Source organism: Kitasatospora sp. NPDC058046, assembly GCF_042885595.1.
Classification (GTDB): domain Bacteria; phylum Actinomycetota; class Actinomycetes; order Streptomycetales; family Streptomycetaceae; genus Kitasatospora.
Genome location: NZ_JBHVRS010000016.1, coordinates 94,851 through 107,421, shown reverse-complemented (window position 1 = coordinate 107,421; position 12,571 = coordinate 94,851). Strand labels below are relative to the sequence as shown.

14 protein-coding genes are annotated in these 12,571 nt (G+C 75.1%); 3 read left to right on the top strand and 11 right to left on the bottom strand.

The window, feature by feature from the left end; genetic code table 11:
- Positions 1-100 precede the first annotated feature (100 nt).
- The 11 genes from ACFVU7_RS28640 to ACFVU7_RS28590 form a co-directional block, all read right to left on the bottom strand.
- Positions 101-478 (bottom strand): pilus assembly protein, encoded by a 378-nt coding sequence (locus ACFVU7_RS28640; protein ID WP_143204636.1) that lies wholly within the window; start codon positions 476-478, stop codon positions 101-103.
- 104 nt (positions 479-582) lie between these two features.
- Positions 583-957, bottom strand: coding sequence for a TadE/TadG family type IV pilus assembly protein (locus tag ACFVU7_RS28635; protein ID WP_234348625.1), 375 nt, complete (start codon positions 955-957; stop codon positions 583-585).
- Between the two features lie 38 nt (positions 958-995).
- On the bottom strand, positions 996-1,295 hold the full coding sequence (locus ACFVU7_RS28630; RefSeq protein ID WP_049658132.1) for a hypothetical protein: 300 nt from the start codon (positions 1,293-1,295) through the stop codon (positions 996-998).
- Between the two features lie 59 nt (positions 1,296-1,354).
- Positions 1,355-2,233: a type II secretion system F family protein gene (locus ACFVU7_RS28625; RefSeq protein WP_049658133.1), complete on the bottom strand. Its 879-nt coding sequence runs from the start codon at positions 2,231-2,233 to the stop codon at positions 1,355-1,357.
- Positions 2,230-3,195, bottom strand: a complete 966-nt coding sequence (locus ACFVU7_RS28620) for a type II secretion system F family protein (protein WP_375873470.1) — start codon at positions 3,193-3,195, stop codon at positions 2,230-2,232. The genes ACFVU7_RS28625 and ACFVU7_RS28620 overlap by 4 nt, the downstream gene beginning before the upstream one ends.
- Positions 3,195-4,835, bottom strand: a complete 1,641-nt coding sequence (locus tag ACFVU7_RS28615; protein WP_388047906.1) for an ATPase, T2SS/T4P/T4SS family — start codon at positions 4,833-4,835, stop codon at positions 3,195-3,197. Before ACFVU7_RS28615 ends, ACFVU7_RS28620 begins: the two co-directional genes overlap by 1 nt.
- The gene (locus ACFVU7_RS28610; RefSeq protein ID WP_388047905.1) at positions 4,825-6,249 is read right to left on the bottom strand and encodes a hypothetical protein; all 1,425 of its coding nucleotides are present in this window, start codon (positions 6,247-6,249) and stop codon (positions 4,825-4,827) included. Before ACFVU7_RS28610 ends, ACFVU7_RS28615 begins: the two co-directional genes overlap by 11 nt.
- On the bottom strand, positions 6,249-7,100 hold the full coding sequence (locus ACFVU7_RS28605) for an SAF domain-containing protein (RefSeq protein WP_388047903.1): 852 nt from the start codon (positions 7,098-7,100) through the stop codon (positions 6,249-6,251). The genes ACFVU7_RS28610 and ACFVU7_RS28605 overlap by 1 nt, the downstream gene beginning before the upstream one ends.
- Before the next feature lie 100 nt (positions 7,101-7,200).
- Positions 7,201-8,148, bottom strand: a complete 948-nt coding sequence (locus ACFVU7_RS28600; protein ID WP_049658834.1) for a hypothetical protein — start codon at positions 8,146-8,148, stop codon at positions 7,201-7,203.
- Positions 8,142-8,765: a hypothetical protein gene (locus tag ACFVU7_RS28595; protein ID WP_147409328.1), complete on the bottom strand. Its 624-nt coding sequence runs from the start codon at positions 8,763-8,765 to the stop codon at positions 8,142-8,144. The genes ACFVU7_RS28600 and ACFVU7_RS28595 overlap by 7 nt, the downstream gene beginning before the upstream one ends.
- Before the next feature lie 137 nt (positions 8,766-8,902).
- Complete coding sequence (locus ACFVU7_RS28590; protein WP_049658838.1) at positions 8,903-9,793, bottom strand: hypothetical protein; 891 nt, start codon at positions 9,791-9,793, stop codon at positions 8,903-8,905.
- Between the two features lie 117 nt (positions 9,794-9,910).
- Between ACFVU7_RS28590 and ACFVU7_RS28585 the strand changes: the two genes are divergently transcribed.
- From ACFVU7_RS28585 to ACFVU7_RS28575, 3 genes are all read left to right on the top strand, one after another.
- Positions 9,911-10,426, top strand: a complete 516-nt coding sequence (locus ACFVU7_RS28585) for a pyridoxamine 5'-phosphate oxidase family protein (RefSeq protein ID WP_388047901.1) — start codon at positions 9,911-9,913, stop codon at positions 10,424-10,426.
- A gap of 75 nt (positions 10,427-10,501) precedes the next feature.
- Positions 10,502-10,954, top strand: coding sequence for a MaoC family dehydratase (locus tag ACFVU7_RS28580; protein WP_074004323.1), 453 nt, complete (start codon positions 10,502-10,504; stop codon positions 10,952-10,954).
- Positions 10,955-11,306: 352 nt separating this feature from the next.
- Complete coding sequence (locus ACFVU7_RS28575; RefSeq protein WP_388047987.1) at positions 11,307-12,515, top strand: MBL fold metallo-hydrolase; 1,209 nt, start codon at positions 11,307-11,309, stop codon at positions 12,513-12,515.
- Positions 12,516-12,571 lie beyond the last annotated feature (56 nt).

The following is a 12,571-nucleotide window of genomic DNA, read 5'->3' as shown; positions in this document are numbered from 1 at the left end:
TCGGTACCGTTCCGCCATCCCCCGAGCGCTCTCCGCTTGCGTCTCCCCCGCACGGGCCGTCTCCAATCCCCTGTCTTCCCGGTGACGGCGCCGCGCGCTGTCATGTGCCCCGGTAACGGTCCACCACCGAGGTGAACTCGCCGACGAGGTGCTTCGTCACGGGTATCCCGGACGGTCCGCCGAGCAGGTCGGCCAGCTCCACGTCGCAGACCACCGTGACGGTGACGGTCGTGACCGGTCCGCCGGGCAGGTTCAGCTCCCCCTTGCCGACCCGCACGTCCCCGTCGCGGCACCACACGCCCTGCTGGCGCAGCGTCGCGAGGGCGGAGTCCCTGGCCGGCTGGTCCATCCCGTCCACGCTGCGCTGCAGGGAGGCGGTCCGGGCCCCGGCCCGCGCGGCGGCCTCCACGGTGCCGGCCGTGGTCTGCACCCGTCCGGCGGCGACGGCCAGCAGGACCAGCCCGACCACCCCCGGCACGACGATCGCCGCCTCGATCGCGATCCCGCCCTGGTCCGGCCTGCGCGGTCGCGACCGGAGCCCCGACCACCGCCGCCGTGGGCCCGGTGTCCGCAGCGCGTCCGTCACGGTGTCACCGCCGGTGGTACGAAGCGCTCGCGGGGCGCCTCGGCGAACTGGGTGATGTCGGGCGCCTTGAGCCCGGGTATCAGCAGCGGCGGGGTCAGCCGCACGGTGACCCGGATGGTCTGCGCCGTGCTGCCGTCGGTCCGCACCGTGTACCCGTGCACGCCCTGCCGGTCGAGGAAGTCGCGGGCCTGCCGCTGGGCCGCCTCGTTCTTCTCGCCGTCCGTCGCGCTGCCCTGCACCCGTCCGGCGTCCACGCCCTCGCGGGCGGCCGTGAGCGCGACCTGCCGGTCGTACCACCACAGCGCGGCCTGGACGACGAGCAGGACGAGCAGCAGGACGACCGGGAAGACGATGGCGAGGCTCACGCTCATCGACCCCCGGTCGCCCCTGCGGCGGAGAGCGGCACGCATCACGGGGTGGCGCCGCCCGCGCCGCCCGCTCCGCCCGCACCCGGCATGTTCGGGTCCTGCTCGACCTTCTTGACGACCTTGTCCTTCAGCAGGTAGAGCGCGGTCGCCACGGCACCCGCGACGAAGACCAACGCGATGATGGCGAGGGCGAGTTCGATGCTGATCGCACCGCGGTCGCCGCGCGCGCGGGCGGCCCGCAGCCGGCCGAGCCGCAGGGTGAACAGCAGGAGTGCGAACTGGACCGGTAGCAGGACGGGGCGCAGCACCCGGTCTGCCAGTTGGACGAGTCGTACGGTCATCGGGTCTCTCCGGAGGGACGTGGCGGTGTGGTGTGGTGTCGACTGCTCTGGGACGGCTGTCAGTTGAGCATCTGGTGCAGCGCGGGGAAGACGATCAGGACGGTCATCAGCAGGGTCAGGGCGGCCCCGGGCGCGACCATCCGCTCGCTGTCGGCGTTCGCGCGGGCGAGGTCCTCGGCGAGCAGTTCCCCGCGCAGGCCCTTGGCCCGGGCCCGCAGGGTGTCGTACACGGCGGCGCCGTCGTTGCCGGACAGCCGCATGATGTCGGCCACGTCCTGGAGCGGGCTGAGCCCCAACTCCTCGGCCAGCGCGTCGAGTCCGGCCCACGGCGGGAGCCGGTCGGTGGCCGCGCGCTCCAGCGCGTCGCGGATCCGCCGGAACACCGCGCCCCGCCCGACCGCGGCGGCCCGGCGCAGCGCCTCGGCGGGGCCGCAGTCGGCGGCCCGCTCCATCGCGACGAGCTCCAGGTAGGCGGCGATGCCGTGCAGGTACTCGGTGCGCGCCTCCTTGGCCTCGCCGCGCACGACGGCGTCCGGGACGAACCAGAGCAGTCCGGCCAGCAGCGGCCCGGCGACCAGCGGCAGGGCGAACGGCAGGCCGACGCCCATCAGCACGGCCATCGCGCCCAGGTAGGCGGGCAGCAGCAGGCCGAGCGCGGAGAACAGCAGCTTGTGCACCATGAACCGGGCCGGGGTGCGGCCGATCAGGGCGAGCTCGCGGCGCGGGACGGAGACCCCGCGCAGGTGGACGGACCGCTCGCCGATCCGGTCGTACCAGCGGGGCCGCTCGTCCGGGTCCTGCTCGCGGTCGGCGGGGGTGGCGTGCAGCCGGTCCAGCGCCTGGCGCAGGTCCGGTGGCGCCGGCCGCAGTTCGGCGACCAGGAGGGCGAGGCCGCCGGCCGCGGCGGCGCCGGCCAGCACGGACCAGGGGGAGATCATCGGACCTCCCCGAGCTGCTCGGCCGGCTCCGGCCCGGTCGGCGCGGCGCTGGTCCGCCGTCCGCTCCTGCTGCGCCGGTCGGGCGTCAGCAGCCGGGGCACCGGCGGGTGGGAGGCCAGCGCCCGCATCCAGGCGATGATCGCCACGAACAGGGCGGCGACCACGGCGAGCACCACCTGGCCGAGGAAGGTCCCGTACGGCCGGGTGTACTCGGTGTTGAAGGAGCCGACGGTGACGACCAGCACGATGATGCCGACCAGCCAGCGGATGGTGGTCCGGTGCTTGGCCCGGTCGGCCTCGATGGCGCGGCGCTGGCGGACCTCCTCGCGCACCGAGTCGGCCATGTCGGAGAGCGTGCGGGCCAGGCCTGGGCCGCTGTCCCCGGCCCGCAGCACGAGCGCGGCGAGCACCTTGTCGGCGGTGGCGTCGGCGAGGCTGTCGGCGAAGGCGCGCAGCGCCTCCTCGGGCCGCCAGCGGGCCTGCAGCCGGGCGGCCAGCTCGCCGATCTCGTCCTCCAAGGCGGCCGGGGCGGTGCGCCGGCTGGTGACGATGGCCTGGTTGAGGCCGACCCCGAGCAGCAGCACGTCGGCGATCCGCTGGGTCCACTCGGAGAGCGCCTCCAGCCGCTCGATCCGGTGGGTGTCCGGGCGGGTGGTGTCGAACAGCCAGGGCAGGCCGAAGACGGCCAGCGGCACCAGCAGCGCGGTCAGCGGGATGCCGGTGAACAGCCAGGCCAGCGGCGCGCCGGCGAGCGCCAGCGGCAGCTGGACGCGGCGCAGCCGCACCATCCGGTGCCCGGCCGTCCCGGGGGCGCCGTACCAGAACACGTGGAGCCGGCCGGCCAGCGGGTTGACCGCCCGCTCGGCCTCGTCCTCCTCGACGGGCTCGCTGCCGCGGGCCCAGAGCGCCAGGGCGACCATGCCGCCCGCGACCGCCAGCCCGCACAGGGCGAAGAGCAGCATCACCGGGTGCCACCGCCGATCCGCAGCTGTAGCGGGGTGGCCCAACTCCCGTACCGGGAGCCGAGCAGCGAGGCGTCGAAGCCGGCCCGGCGCAGGTCGTCCAGGCACTGCGGCGGGGTGTGCGGGACGGCCCGCGGCTCGCCGAGGTCCGGCCGGGGGCCGAAGACGGTGTTCAGCGCGGGCCGGCCGCTCTCCCCGAGGCCGGTGACCTCCAGGACGTGGGAGACGAAGCGGTGCCGGCGGCCGCCGACGGCGGTCTCGTCGACCATGGTGACGTGCACGATGAGGTCCAGGGCGTTGGCGGTGAGCCGGTAGGCGAGTGAGTCGGTCATGTGCGAGCCGTACTCCAGGCAGAGTTCGGCGATGCGGTCGACGACCATGTGCGGGCCGCGGGCGTGCAGGGTGCACATCGAGCCGCCCTCGCCGTTGGTCATCACCCGCAGCATCGGGACGACCTCGCCGGAGCGGACCTCCCCGACGATGATCCGGGAGAGCGTCATCCGCAGCGCGGCCGGGATGAGGTCGCCGAGGGTCAACTCCCCGGCCAGGCGCCCCTCGACGCGCTCGCCGTTGCCCTCGCGGGCCTCCATCGGGACGACCTGGCGCAGGTGGCCGAGGGTGTGCAGCCAGAGTTCGAACTCCGACTCCAGGGTGCCGATCCGCTCGTCCGGCGGGATCTCGGCGGCCATCGCGCGCAGCAGGCTGGTCTTGCCGACGCCCTGGGTGCCGGTGATCATCACGTTCTTCCGGGCCCGGATCGCGGCGGCCAGGAAGGCGGCCAAGGTGGCGTCCAGGGTGCCGAGTTCGACCATCTCGGGGAGCGTCGCGGAGGCCACCCGGTGGCGCCGGATCGCCACGTACGGGCGGGGCGTCACCTCGGTGAGCGCCTGGAGGCGCATGCCGCCCTCCAGCCGCAGCGCGAGGGTCGGGCTGGCGGTGGACAGGCTGCGCTCGCCGCCGCCGTGCTGGCGGGCCAGGTCCTGGAGCAGTTCGACGAGTTCGGCGTCACTGTCGGCCACCGGCGGTACCTGGCGCAGGGGTTGGTGCACCTTGGAGACCCAGACGTCGTCACAGCCGTTGATCAGGATGTTCTCGATCTCCGGGTCGTCCAGGTAGGGCTGGAGCCGGCCGGCCCGGAACAGCAGGTCGAAGACGGCCTCGGCAAGGGCGCGGTCCTGATCCCGGGTGGGCGGGATGCCGTGGGTCTGGGCGTACGCGTCGGACCACCGGGCGACGGCCTCCTCGATCAGCGCCCGGCCGCGCTGGCGGCGGGTGGCGCGGTCCGGCTCGGAGCCGGAGGAGAGCGTCAACCGGGTGATCTGCTGGTGCAGTTCGGCCGCGACCTGGCGCTTGAGCTCGCGGGCGACCTGCGGGTCCACGACGGGCCGGGTGGCGGAGCCGCGCAGGTCCAGCGAGGGCAGCTGGGAGGGCACGGCGGTGGGCCCGGCGGCCGCACCGGGCGGGACGGGCTGCGGCGCGACGGGCTGCGCCGTACCGGGCTGCGGCGCGACCGGGCCGGGCTGGTACCCGTGCGCCGGGGCGACCGGACCGGTCACCGGCGCGGGCCCGGGCACCGGCCCCGCCCAGGGCAGCGCGGCCGGATCGGCGGTGGGACGCTGGTGCAGGGGGCTACCGCGCACGGAGCACCTCCCCGGGGTCGTGCGGGTACGGCCCGTTCACGTTGTCCTGACTGTCTGTCACAAACGGCTGCTGGAGCGGGTACTGGTCGTCCGGATCGCCGTACGGGGCGGACTGGACGTGCGCCGGGAACGGCGCCGGCGCGGCCGGCTGCGGCGCCAGCCCGGCCAGCGGCGCCACCGGTCCGGTGGTGATCACCGGCGGGACGGGCTGCGGCGGGGCGTACGAGGGCTGCTCGCCCTCGGCCGTCCCGTAGCCGGAGCGGCCGGGCCCGGAGCGGCCGTGGGCCGCCGCACCGTACGGGCCCGGCGGGTACGGTCCCTGCCCATGCGGGGTCTGCGGGTACGGGCCCTGGGCCTGCGGGCCCGGCGCGTACGGGGTCTGGCCGTGACCGCCCTGCCCGTACCCCGGCCGGCCGCCCGGACCGTACGCCGACTGCCCGTACGGGCCCGGCGCGGGCGCGGGCATCGACGGCTGCGGCGCCATCGGCACGGGCGGGGCCGGTATCGGCGGGGCCGGGGCCTGGGCCGCCGGCATCGGAGCGGCCGGGACCGGCGGCGTCGGCACCGCCGCCGCGACCGGGCCCGCGACCGGGCCGCCCGCCGTCAGCTGGGCGGGCGCCGCGCCCGGCGCGAGCCGTTGGCGCCGGCGGCGGACCAGCAGCTGCACCTCGTCCGCCGCCGAGCGCGCCGTGCGCATCAGCTCCGAGCGGATGAACCGCCGGTCGGTGGTGTCCCCGCCGTCGGAGAGCACCTTCGCCGTCCGGGGGGCGTGCGGCAGCACCCCGAGCACCGGCAGCCCGAGCTCCCGGGTCACCTCCGCCCGGGCGTACGGCCCCTCGGCGACCAGCAGCAGCCCGAGCGCGTCCGCGCCGGTGCCGGCGGCGGCCAGGTCCTCGGTCAGGGCGGCGAGCCGGGGCCGGACCGCGCTCAGCCCGCGCAGCGTGGTGCGCACGGTCGCCACCACCGCGTCGGCGCGGCGGGCCAGCACCGCGCTGTGGCCGGTGGCGCCGGAGCGGCCGAGGTCCACGATGACGTCGTAGCCCTGCTGTTCCACGCCGTGCAGCAGTTCGGCGAGCGGCTCCCAGGTGTAGGCGAGGCCGGGCGCCTGGGTGGGGTCGGTCAGCCCGGGCAGCAGCAGCCGTTCGGCGTTGCCCTCGGGCGAGAGGTCGATCAGCTGCTCCCAGATGGTCTGCGCGAGCAGCCCGCGCCGGTCGGCGACGGCCAGGTTGCGCAACCCGTACACCGCCTCGACCCGGCCCTCCAGGGCGCCGGCGAGCACCGCGCCGCCGTCCGGGTCGGCCTCGACCAGCAGGATCCGCCGGCCGGGCGGCAGCGGCCAGGACAGCAGCAGTGCCAGGGCGGTGGTGGTTGCTCCCGGTGCGCCCGGGCCGCCGACCACCGCGATCACGGCCATCAGGCGCCGCCCGTCGCGGCCGGTCCCCCGGACGTGGCGGCACCCGGCGTGGTCGCCCCGGGGGTAGGAGCGGCGGGGGCGGGGGCGGCCGAGGGCGCACCGCTCGGCGCCGGGTTCGGCGCGGCGCCGCCCGCCGCCCCGCCGCGCGGCGCGAGCAGCACCTGGATCCGCCCGCTCGCCACCCACTGCGCCAGCCGGGGCCCGTCCGCGGTGCCGACCGCCACGTCGATCACCTGGCTGCCGTCGGTGTCCACCCGGCCGACGGTGATCACCGTGGCGGGCAGCGAGTCGGCCCGGCCGTTGTCGGGGGTGAAGACGACGACCAGCTGCACGCCGGGCTGGAGCCGGCTGGCGGGCAGCTGGCTGCGCTTGGCCGACACCCCGACCACGATCTGCCCGGGCTGCACCGACAGTCCCTGCGCGAGGTCGGCCCCGGTGAGCATCGCGCCGCGCTTGAGGTCGGTGGCGGCCCGCATGCCGATCGCCTTCGTCCGGTCCTGGGCCGCCAGCGGGTGCAGCGCCGGGTCCCCCGCGATCCGGGCGACCACCAGGTCGTCCTCGGTGATCACCTGCCCCCACGGCACGTCCCGGGCCAGCGCCAGCACCGCGACCCGCTGGCCGGTGCTGTTGTAGAGGACGGCCCCGCCCAGCCCGCCGGCCGCGATCAGCGCGACCGCCATCGCCAGCACCGCCGGGCGCCGCCGCCGCGCCCGCATGGTCCGCCCGGGCGCGTGCGGCAGACCCCGGCCCTTGCCCGGGCCGCCCTGCTCCGGCTGCTCCGGGAGTGCCACGGACGCCGCCGCGCCCGCGGAGGTGCCGGATCCCGGCGTCGCGAACGTACGGTTCTCCACCGGGTTCCGCCCTTCCCTCGTTCGTCTCTGGCTCGTCCGGCTCGTCCGGCCGGTCTGGCTCTTCTGGCTGGTCAGTGCGCGGATCGCCGCGCCGGCGCGCTCAGTTGAGCACCTGCATCTCGGCGACCTTGAGCTCGAAGGGCTTGCTGCTCTGGTTGATGCCCGGGATGGTGAACTTCCGCGGGTTCGGCCCGCCGGTGACCACCACGGCGGCCTCCCAGTGCATCGTCACCGTGGCGCTGAAGACGCCGTTCTTCTCACGGGCCGAGCTGGTCCTGAACTCGTAGCCGCAGTCCGGGGACTTCGCGTCGCCGTACGCGGGGACGTACGGCGTGCCGGGCGTGGTGCAGGAGGTCTGGAGGTGGTCGCCGAAGCTCCAGTCCGCCTTCACCAGCCGGGGCGTGACGGTGACCGAGATGCCCGCGACCGACGCGTTGCCCGGTGCGGGCAGCGCGGCGTCGTCCGCCCAGAGCCAGACCGGGGCGTTGACCACCGCCGTTTTCTGGGGCGCGGCCCGGCCCACCGGGGGCCGGAAGCGGACCCGGTCGTAGGCGGTCTGGATGGCCGTGGCCTCCGCGTTGACGTTCTGCCCGTCCGGCGAGGTGGGCTCGAAGACGACCTCGGCGCCGCCCAGGCCCCCGTCGGTCTGCGGGCAGACCTTCGTGTAGAGCGAGCCGTCCTTCGGGTCGTGGCCGCCCCAGGCCGGGTCGCCGGCGGCCGGCGGGTTGTCCAGCGGGCGGAAGTAGCAGCCCTTGTCGCTGCTGAACCAGCCCAGCTGGGGGTCGTGGCAGGCCCAGGGGACGTCGTGGTAGCTGCACAGCTGCGGACCGGTGCCCGAACCGCCGCCACCGCCGGGCTTCGATCCGCCGGGCGTCGTGGTCGTCCCCCCGGAATTGACGTCCACGCAGATCACGTTCGGGTAGCACTGCTCGGCCCCGCCGCTCGGCGGTTCGTCCGCGGTCGCACCCACCGCCGAGGACAGCAGCAACCCGGCCGACATCGACGCGACGACCGAGATTCGCCGGGCCGGTTTCCGCGCGTTCAGCATGTCCGATCCACCTCCCGCTTGAAGTCGTAGATCAACCAATGTGCTTGGAACCAGCGCAGGGAAGCGGTTCCGACGTACCGGTTCAGGCGTGCTCCGGGATCCTTGGCGGCCCCGGTGACGGCATCGACGCGGTGCCAGCCGGACAGGTCGACGCAGTCCTCGATCACGGCGGTCTGCGGATCGGCTTTCAGGTCGACGGTCTTGACCACCGCGGAATTGCGCGGCGTTCCGGTCATCACCACTTTGGCGTCGCGCAGTTGCCGGAGGCTGACCAGGCTGTCGGAGAGCGCCCGACCGGAGGAGTACTGCTCCAGTCCGTAACCGTCCGAATCCGACCGCCCGAACACCTCGGCCTGGGCCTGCCACCAGTCCTGATACGCCTTCAGGGCCAGCCGTGCCATGGCCCCTTCCGGACCGCTGGTCGGCGCGATCGAATCGTTTGCCGAACCACTCGAAGGAGTTAGCGGGTTCACTCCCGCGACGGTGGGCGCGGCCGACCCGATGCGATCGACGGAACCGCCCGCACCACCGCCCGCACAAGCACCGAGCAGCAACACCAGAACCGCCCCACCGACCCCAACCGCCCCAGGGCGCAACACATTTCCGCGCTGCCGCATGGCCCCACCTCATTGCGACCGACCTGATCCGTGATCCACGGCCGCCAGGAGAATTCCGCCGTCCCACCGGTGTTTCCGCTGGGGATCGATTCTTCGCCAACCCACCCCATCACGGCAACACCTCAGGCCCCCTGACCTTACGCGGAAGGCGGTTCCGTCGGGGCACTTTCCCGCCACAGAACGGCCAACAGTTCTTCGGAAAGCGACAATCCGGCCAATGCGCCCCGAACCGCGGCCCGATTGCGCATCAGGAGCCGCCCGGCGTGCGGCGGAACGAGCAGGCGCGCGCCAGGCGCACCCGAACTACCGGCCGGTTCCCCGCCGTCCGTCAGCGCGGCCACGGCCGGCTGGAGATCGAGCGGGGAGACGGCCGCGGGGGCACCCGGGACGCCCTCGCGCAGGACGGTGGTCAGGGCCCGGCTGAACGAACCCTCCCCGCCCGGCAGGACGGCGTCCCGGCCGCGTCTGCCCGGGGCGTAGCGGCTGCCCGGGCTGTAACGGCCGATCCGGCCCCACAGCGGGACCCGCGAGTAGCTCAGCAGTTCGCCCGCGCCGTCCTCGCCGCGCTCCAGCGCCGCCCAGGCGTCCCGGTCGACCGCCGCGTCGACCAGCAGCAGCGCCTCCTCCTGGTCCCCGTGCACCATCGCGCTGACCACCCAGTCCCAGGCCAGGCCCCGGCGGTAGGCGTTGTCGGCGGTGCTGCCGGCGGTGACCAGGGCGAGCCGGCGGCCGCGCGGATCGGCCACCAGCTGGCCGACCAGGCAGACCAGCAGCCAGCGGCCGGGGTGCAGGGCGGCGTCCCGGACGGCGGTGAGCATCGCGTTGGCGTCCGCGTCCGGCGGCACCGTGGTGACCCGGCAGCCGGCCGCGCCGGTGTCGAAGCACATCCCGGGCAGCACCTCGGCGAGCAGCCGGGCACCGTCCGGCGCGAGCGCCGCACCCCCGAAGGCCCGGTCGGGCCCGCCGTCCGCCCCGATCACCACCAGATCGACCCCGCCCGCCATCCGGCCGTCCCCCTCCTGCACCATTTCTCCACCCGCCGGGCAGGCTACCGCCCCGGACGGCCGCCGACGGGGCTCCCGGCCCGTCCGCTCAGGGACCATGGGCCCTATCGATGCGGGCACCGACCGAGGACGATCGGACGCATGGAGCGTGAGGACCGTGTGGAGACCCTGAGCGAGGCCGAGTGCCTGCGGCTGCTCAGCACCGTGCCCGTCGGGCGCGTGGTGTACACCGAGCACGCGCTGCCGGCCGTCCTGCCGGTCTCCTTCGAGGTCCTGGACGGGCGGCTGGTGCTCGCCGTACGCCGGGGAAGTGCCACCGCGCGCGGGCTGGACGGCACGGTGGTGGCCTTCCAGGCTGATCTGCTGGACCCGGTCACCCGCACCGGGTGGAGCGTACTGGTGCACGGGCGGGCCGACGTGGTGAGCGACCCCGAGCAGGTCAGGCGGGTGCTGCGCTCCGGCCTGCGGCCGTGGGTGGGCGATCCGGAGCCGCTGTTCGTGGCGCTGGTGCCGGAGCTGGTGAGCGGCCGCCGGCTGTTCCCGACCGGACCGGGCGCCCCGGGACTCCAGACGCGACGGCCGACGGGCGCGGGGCCGACGAGCGCGGGGCCCGTGAGGACCGGCCCCGTGAACACCGGTTTCCCGCTCGGCTCCTGACAGATACCGATGGGTAGGCATACGCTTCCGGCGTCCTGATCCCTCCCCGGGTCCGTCCCCCACCAGGAGCGCACCGTGACGACCTTCGCCTCCCTCGCCGAGCTGACCGCCGCCGTCGGCACCGAGCTGGGCACCAGCCAGTGGCACACCATCGAGCAGCGGCAGATCGACCTGTTCGCCGAGGCGACCGGTGACCACCAGTGGATCCACGTGGACCCGGAGCGGGCCAAGGAGAGCCAGTTCGGCTCGACCATCGCGCACGGCTACCTGACCCAGTCGATGATCCCGGTGCTCGCGAAGGAGTGCTACGCCGTCGAAGGCGTGCGGATGGCGCTGAACTACGGCTCCGACAAGGTGCGCTTCCCGGCGCCGGTGCCGGTGGGCACGGCGGTCCGGGCCACCGCCGAGCTGCTCTCGGCCACCGAGGTGCCGGGCGGGGTCCAGGCGGTGGTGCGGTTCACCGTGACCAGTGAGCGGAGCGCCAAGCCGCACTGCGTCGCGGAGACGATCACCCGCTTCTACGCCTGACGGAGGGCGGACCGACGGGCGCTCGGGCCCGCGCTCCACTCGGCGCGGACCCGCGCCGTGCCGAACCCGGGCACCGGCCCGGGCCACCCTCCCCCGGGTACGCCGATTGGACCGCGCGGGGCTCTCCACCAGGTCCGGACGGCCCACGGCGAGTAATCTCCGACGAGATGGTTGTCGTATCGCAGCAGCCCCACCCGCCGCTGTGCTGCGCGCCCCGGCACGCCCGGTAGCCGTGACCGTCCCTGGAGGAGCCGTGCCCCGCCCCGCCCCGTGGTTCTCCCGCCTCGCCGGTCTGACGTCGCAGCTCGCCCCGCCGTCCGCCGGCCCCGCGGCCGAGCGCGCCGCCCCCGGGCTGGCCGGACTGCCCCGGTCCGCCTGGCACCGGATCCGGACCGACGCCTTCGGCGCCGAACCCCGGGGCGAACGGCTGGCCCGCATCCGCCGCTCCCCGCACTTCGCCGACGGCGCCTTCCGCAACCCGGTGCCGACCCGCCGCCTGGTGTACGAGCGCAGCCCGCTGGAGATCCCCCGGGCCCAGCTGACCGGGGACAAGACCCGCCGGACGCCGACCGCCGCCGTCCCGGTGCACCGGCTGCTCCCCGTCGACCTGGCCGCGACGCCCCGGTCCGGGCTGCGGCTGACCTGGCTGGGACACGCCACGGTCCTGGCCGAGATCGACGGACGGCGGGTGCTGCTCGACCCGGTCTGGGGAGAGCGCTGCTCCCCCTTCTCCTGGACCGGCCCCAAGCGGCTGCACCCGGTGCCGCTGCCGCTGTCCGAACTCGGGCCGGTGGACGTGGTCGTGATCTCCCACGACCACTACGACCACCTCGACATGGGCACCGTCCGGGCGCTGATCGGGACGGGCGCGGCGTTCGCCGTCCCGCTCGGGGTCGGGGCGCACCTGGAGCACTGGGGCGTACCGGCCGAGCGGATCGTCGAACTGGACTGGTGGGAGTCGGCCGAGGTCGCCGGGCTGACCCTGACCGCCACGCCGGCCCGCCACTACTGCAGCCGCGGGCCGCGCACCAGCACGCTGTTCCTGTGGGCGTCCTGGGTGGTGGCCGGCGGCGGACGGCGGATCTTCCACAGCGGGGACACCGGCTACTTCCCCGGCTTCGCCGAGATCGGCCGCCGGCTCGGCCCGTTCGACGCGACGATGATGCAGGTCGGCGCGTACAGCGACTTCTGGCCCGAAGTGCACATGACCCCCGAGGAGGGTGTACGGGCGCACCTGGACCTGGGCGGCGAGCTGCTGCTGCCGATCCACTGGTGCACCTTCAACCTCGCGCCGCACCCCTGGGAGGAGCCCGCCGAGCGGGTGGTCACCGCCGCCCAGACGCTCGGCGCCCGGCTCGCGGTGCCCCGCCCCGGCAAGCCCTTCGAACCGGCCGCCCCGCCCGCCCTGCGGCTGTGGTGGCGCGCCGTCGCCGCCGGCCCGCACGGCGTCCCGCCGCTGGTCGGCGAGCGGCCGGAGGAGGCGGTGGCCGGCCCGGGGGCGGCCGGGGCGCGCGAACAGGCGACGACCTTCAGCGAACAGATTTCAAAATCTGTTCGCTGAAAGTTGTCTTCTGAAAGCTGTTCGCCGAAAACCGTCGACTGAGAGCTGTCAGCCGC

What these genes read in the sequence shown, in the direction of transcription:
- ACFVU7_RS28600 (WP_049658834.1), bottom strand. Translation starts at nt 8,148, where the DNA reads ATGCTGAACGCGCGGAAACCGGCCCGGCGAATCTCGGTCGTCGCGTCG.
- ACFVU7_RS28595 (WP_147409328.1), bottom strand. Translation starts at nt 8,765, where the DNA reads ATGCGGCAGCGCGGAAATGTGTTGCGCCCTGGGGCGGTTGGGGTCGGT.
- ACFVU7_RS28620 (WP_375873470.1), bottom strand. Translation starts at nt 3,195, where the DNA reads ATGCTGCTCTTCGCCCTGTGCGGGCTGGCGGTCGCGGGCGGCATGGTC.
- ACFVU7_RS28610 (WP_388047905.1), bottom strand. Translation starts at nt 6,249, where the DNA reads ATGGCCGTGATCGCGGTGGTCGGCGGCCCGGGCGCACCGGGAGCAACC.
- ACFVU7_RS28635 (WP_234348625.1), bottom strand. Translation starts at nt 957, where the DNA reads ATGAGCGTGAGCCTCGCCATCGTCTTCCCGGTCGTCCTGCTGCTCGTC.
- ACFVU7_RS28585 (WP_388047901.1), top strand. Translation starts at nt 9,911, where the DNA reads ATGGAGCGTGAGGACCGTGTGGAGACCCTGAGCGAGGCCGAGTGCCTG.
- ACFVU7_RS28625 (WP_049658133.1), bottom strand. Translation starts at nt 2,233, where the DNA reads ATGATCTCCCCCTGGTCCGTGCTGGCCGGCGCCGCCGCGGCCGGCGGC.
- ACFVU7_RS28630 (WP_049658132.1), bottom strand. Translation starts at nt 1,295, where the DNA reads ATGACCGTACGACTCGTCCAACTGGCAGACCGGGTGCTGCGCCCCGTC.
- ACFVU7_RS28590 (WP_049658838.1), bottom strand. Translation starts at nt 9,793, where the DNA reads ATGGTGCAGGAGGGGGACGGCCGGATGGCGGGCGGGGTCGATCTGGTG.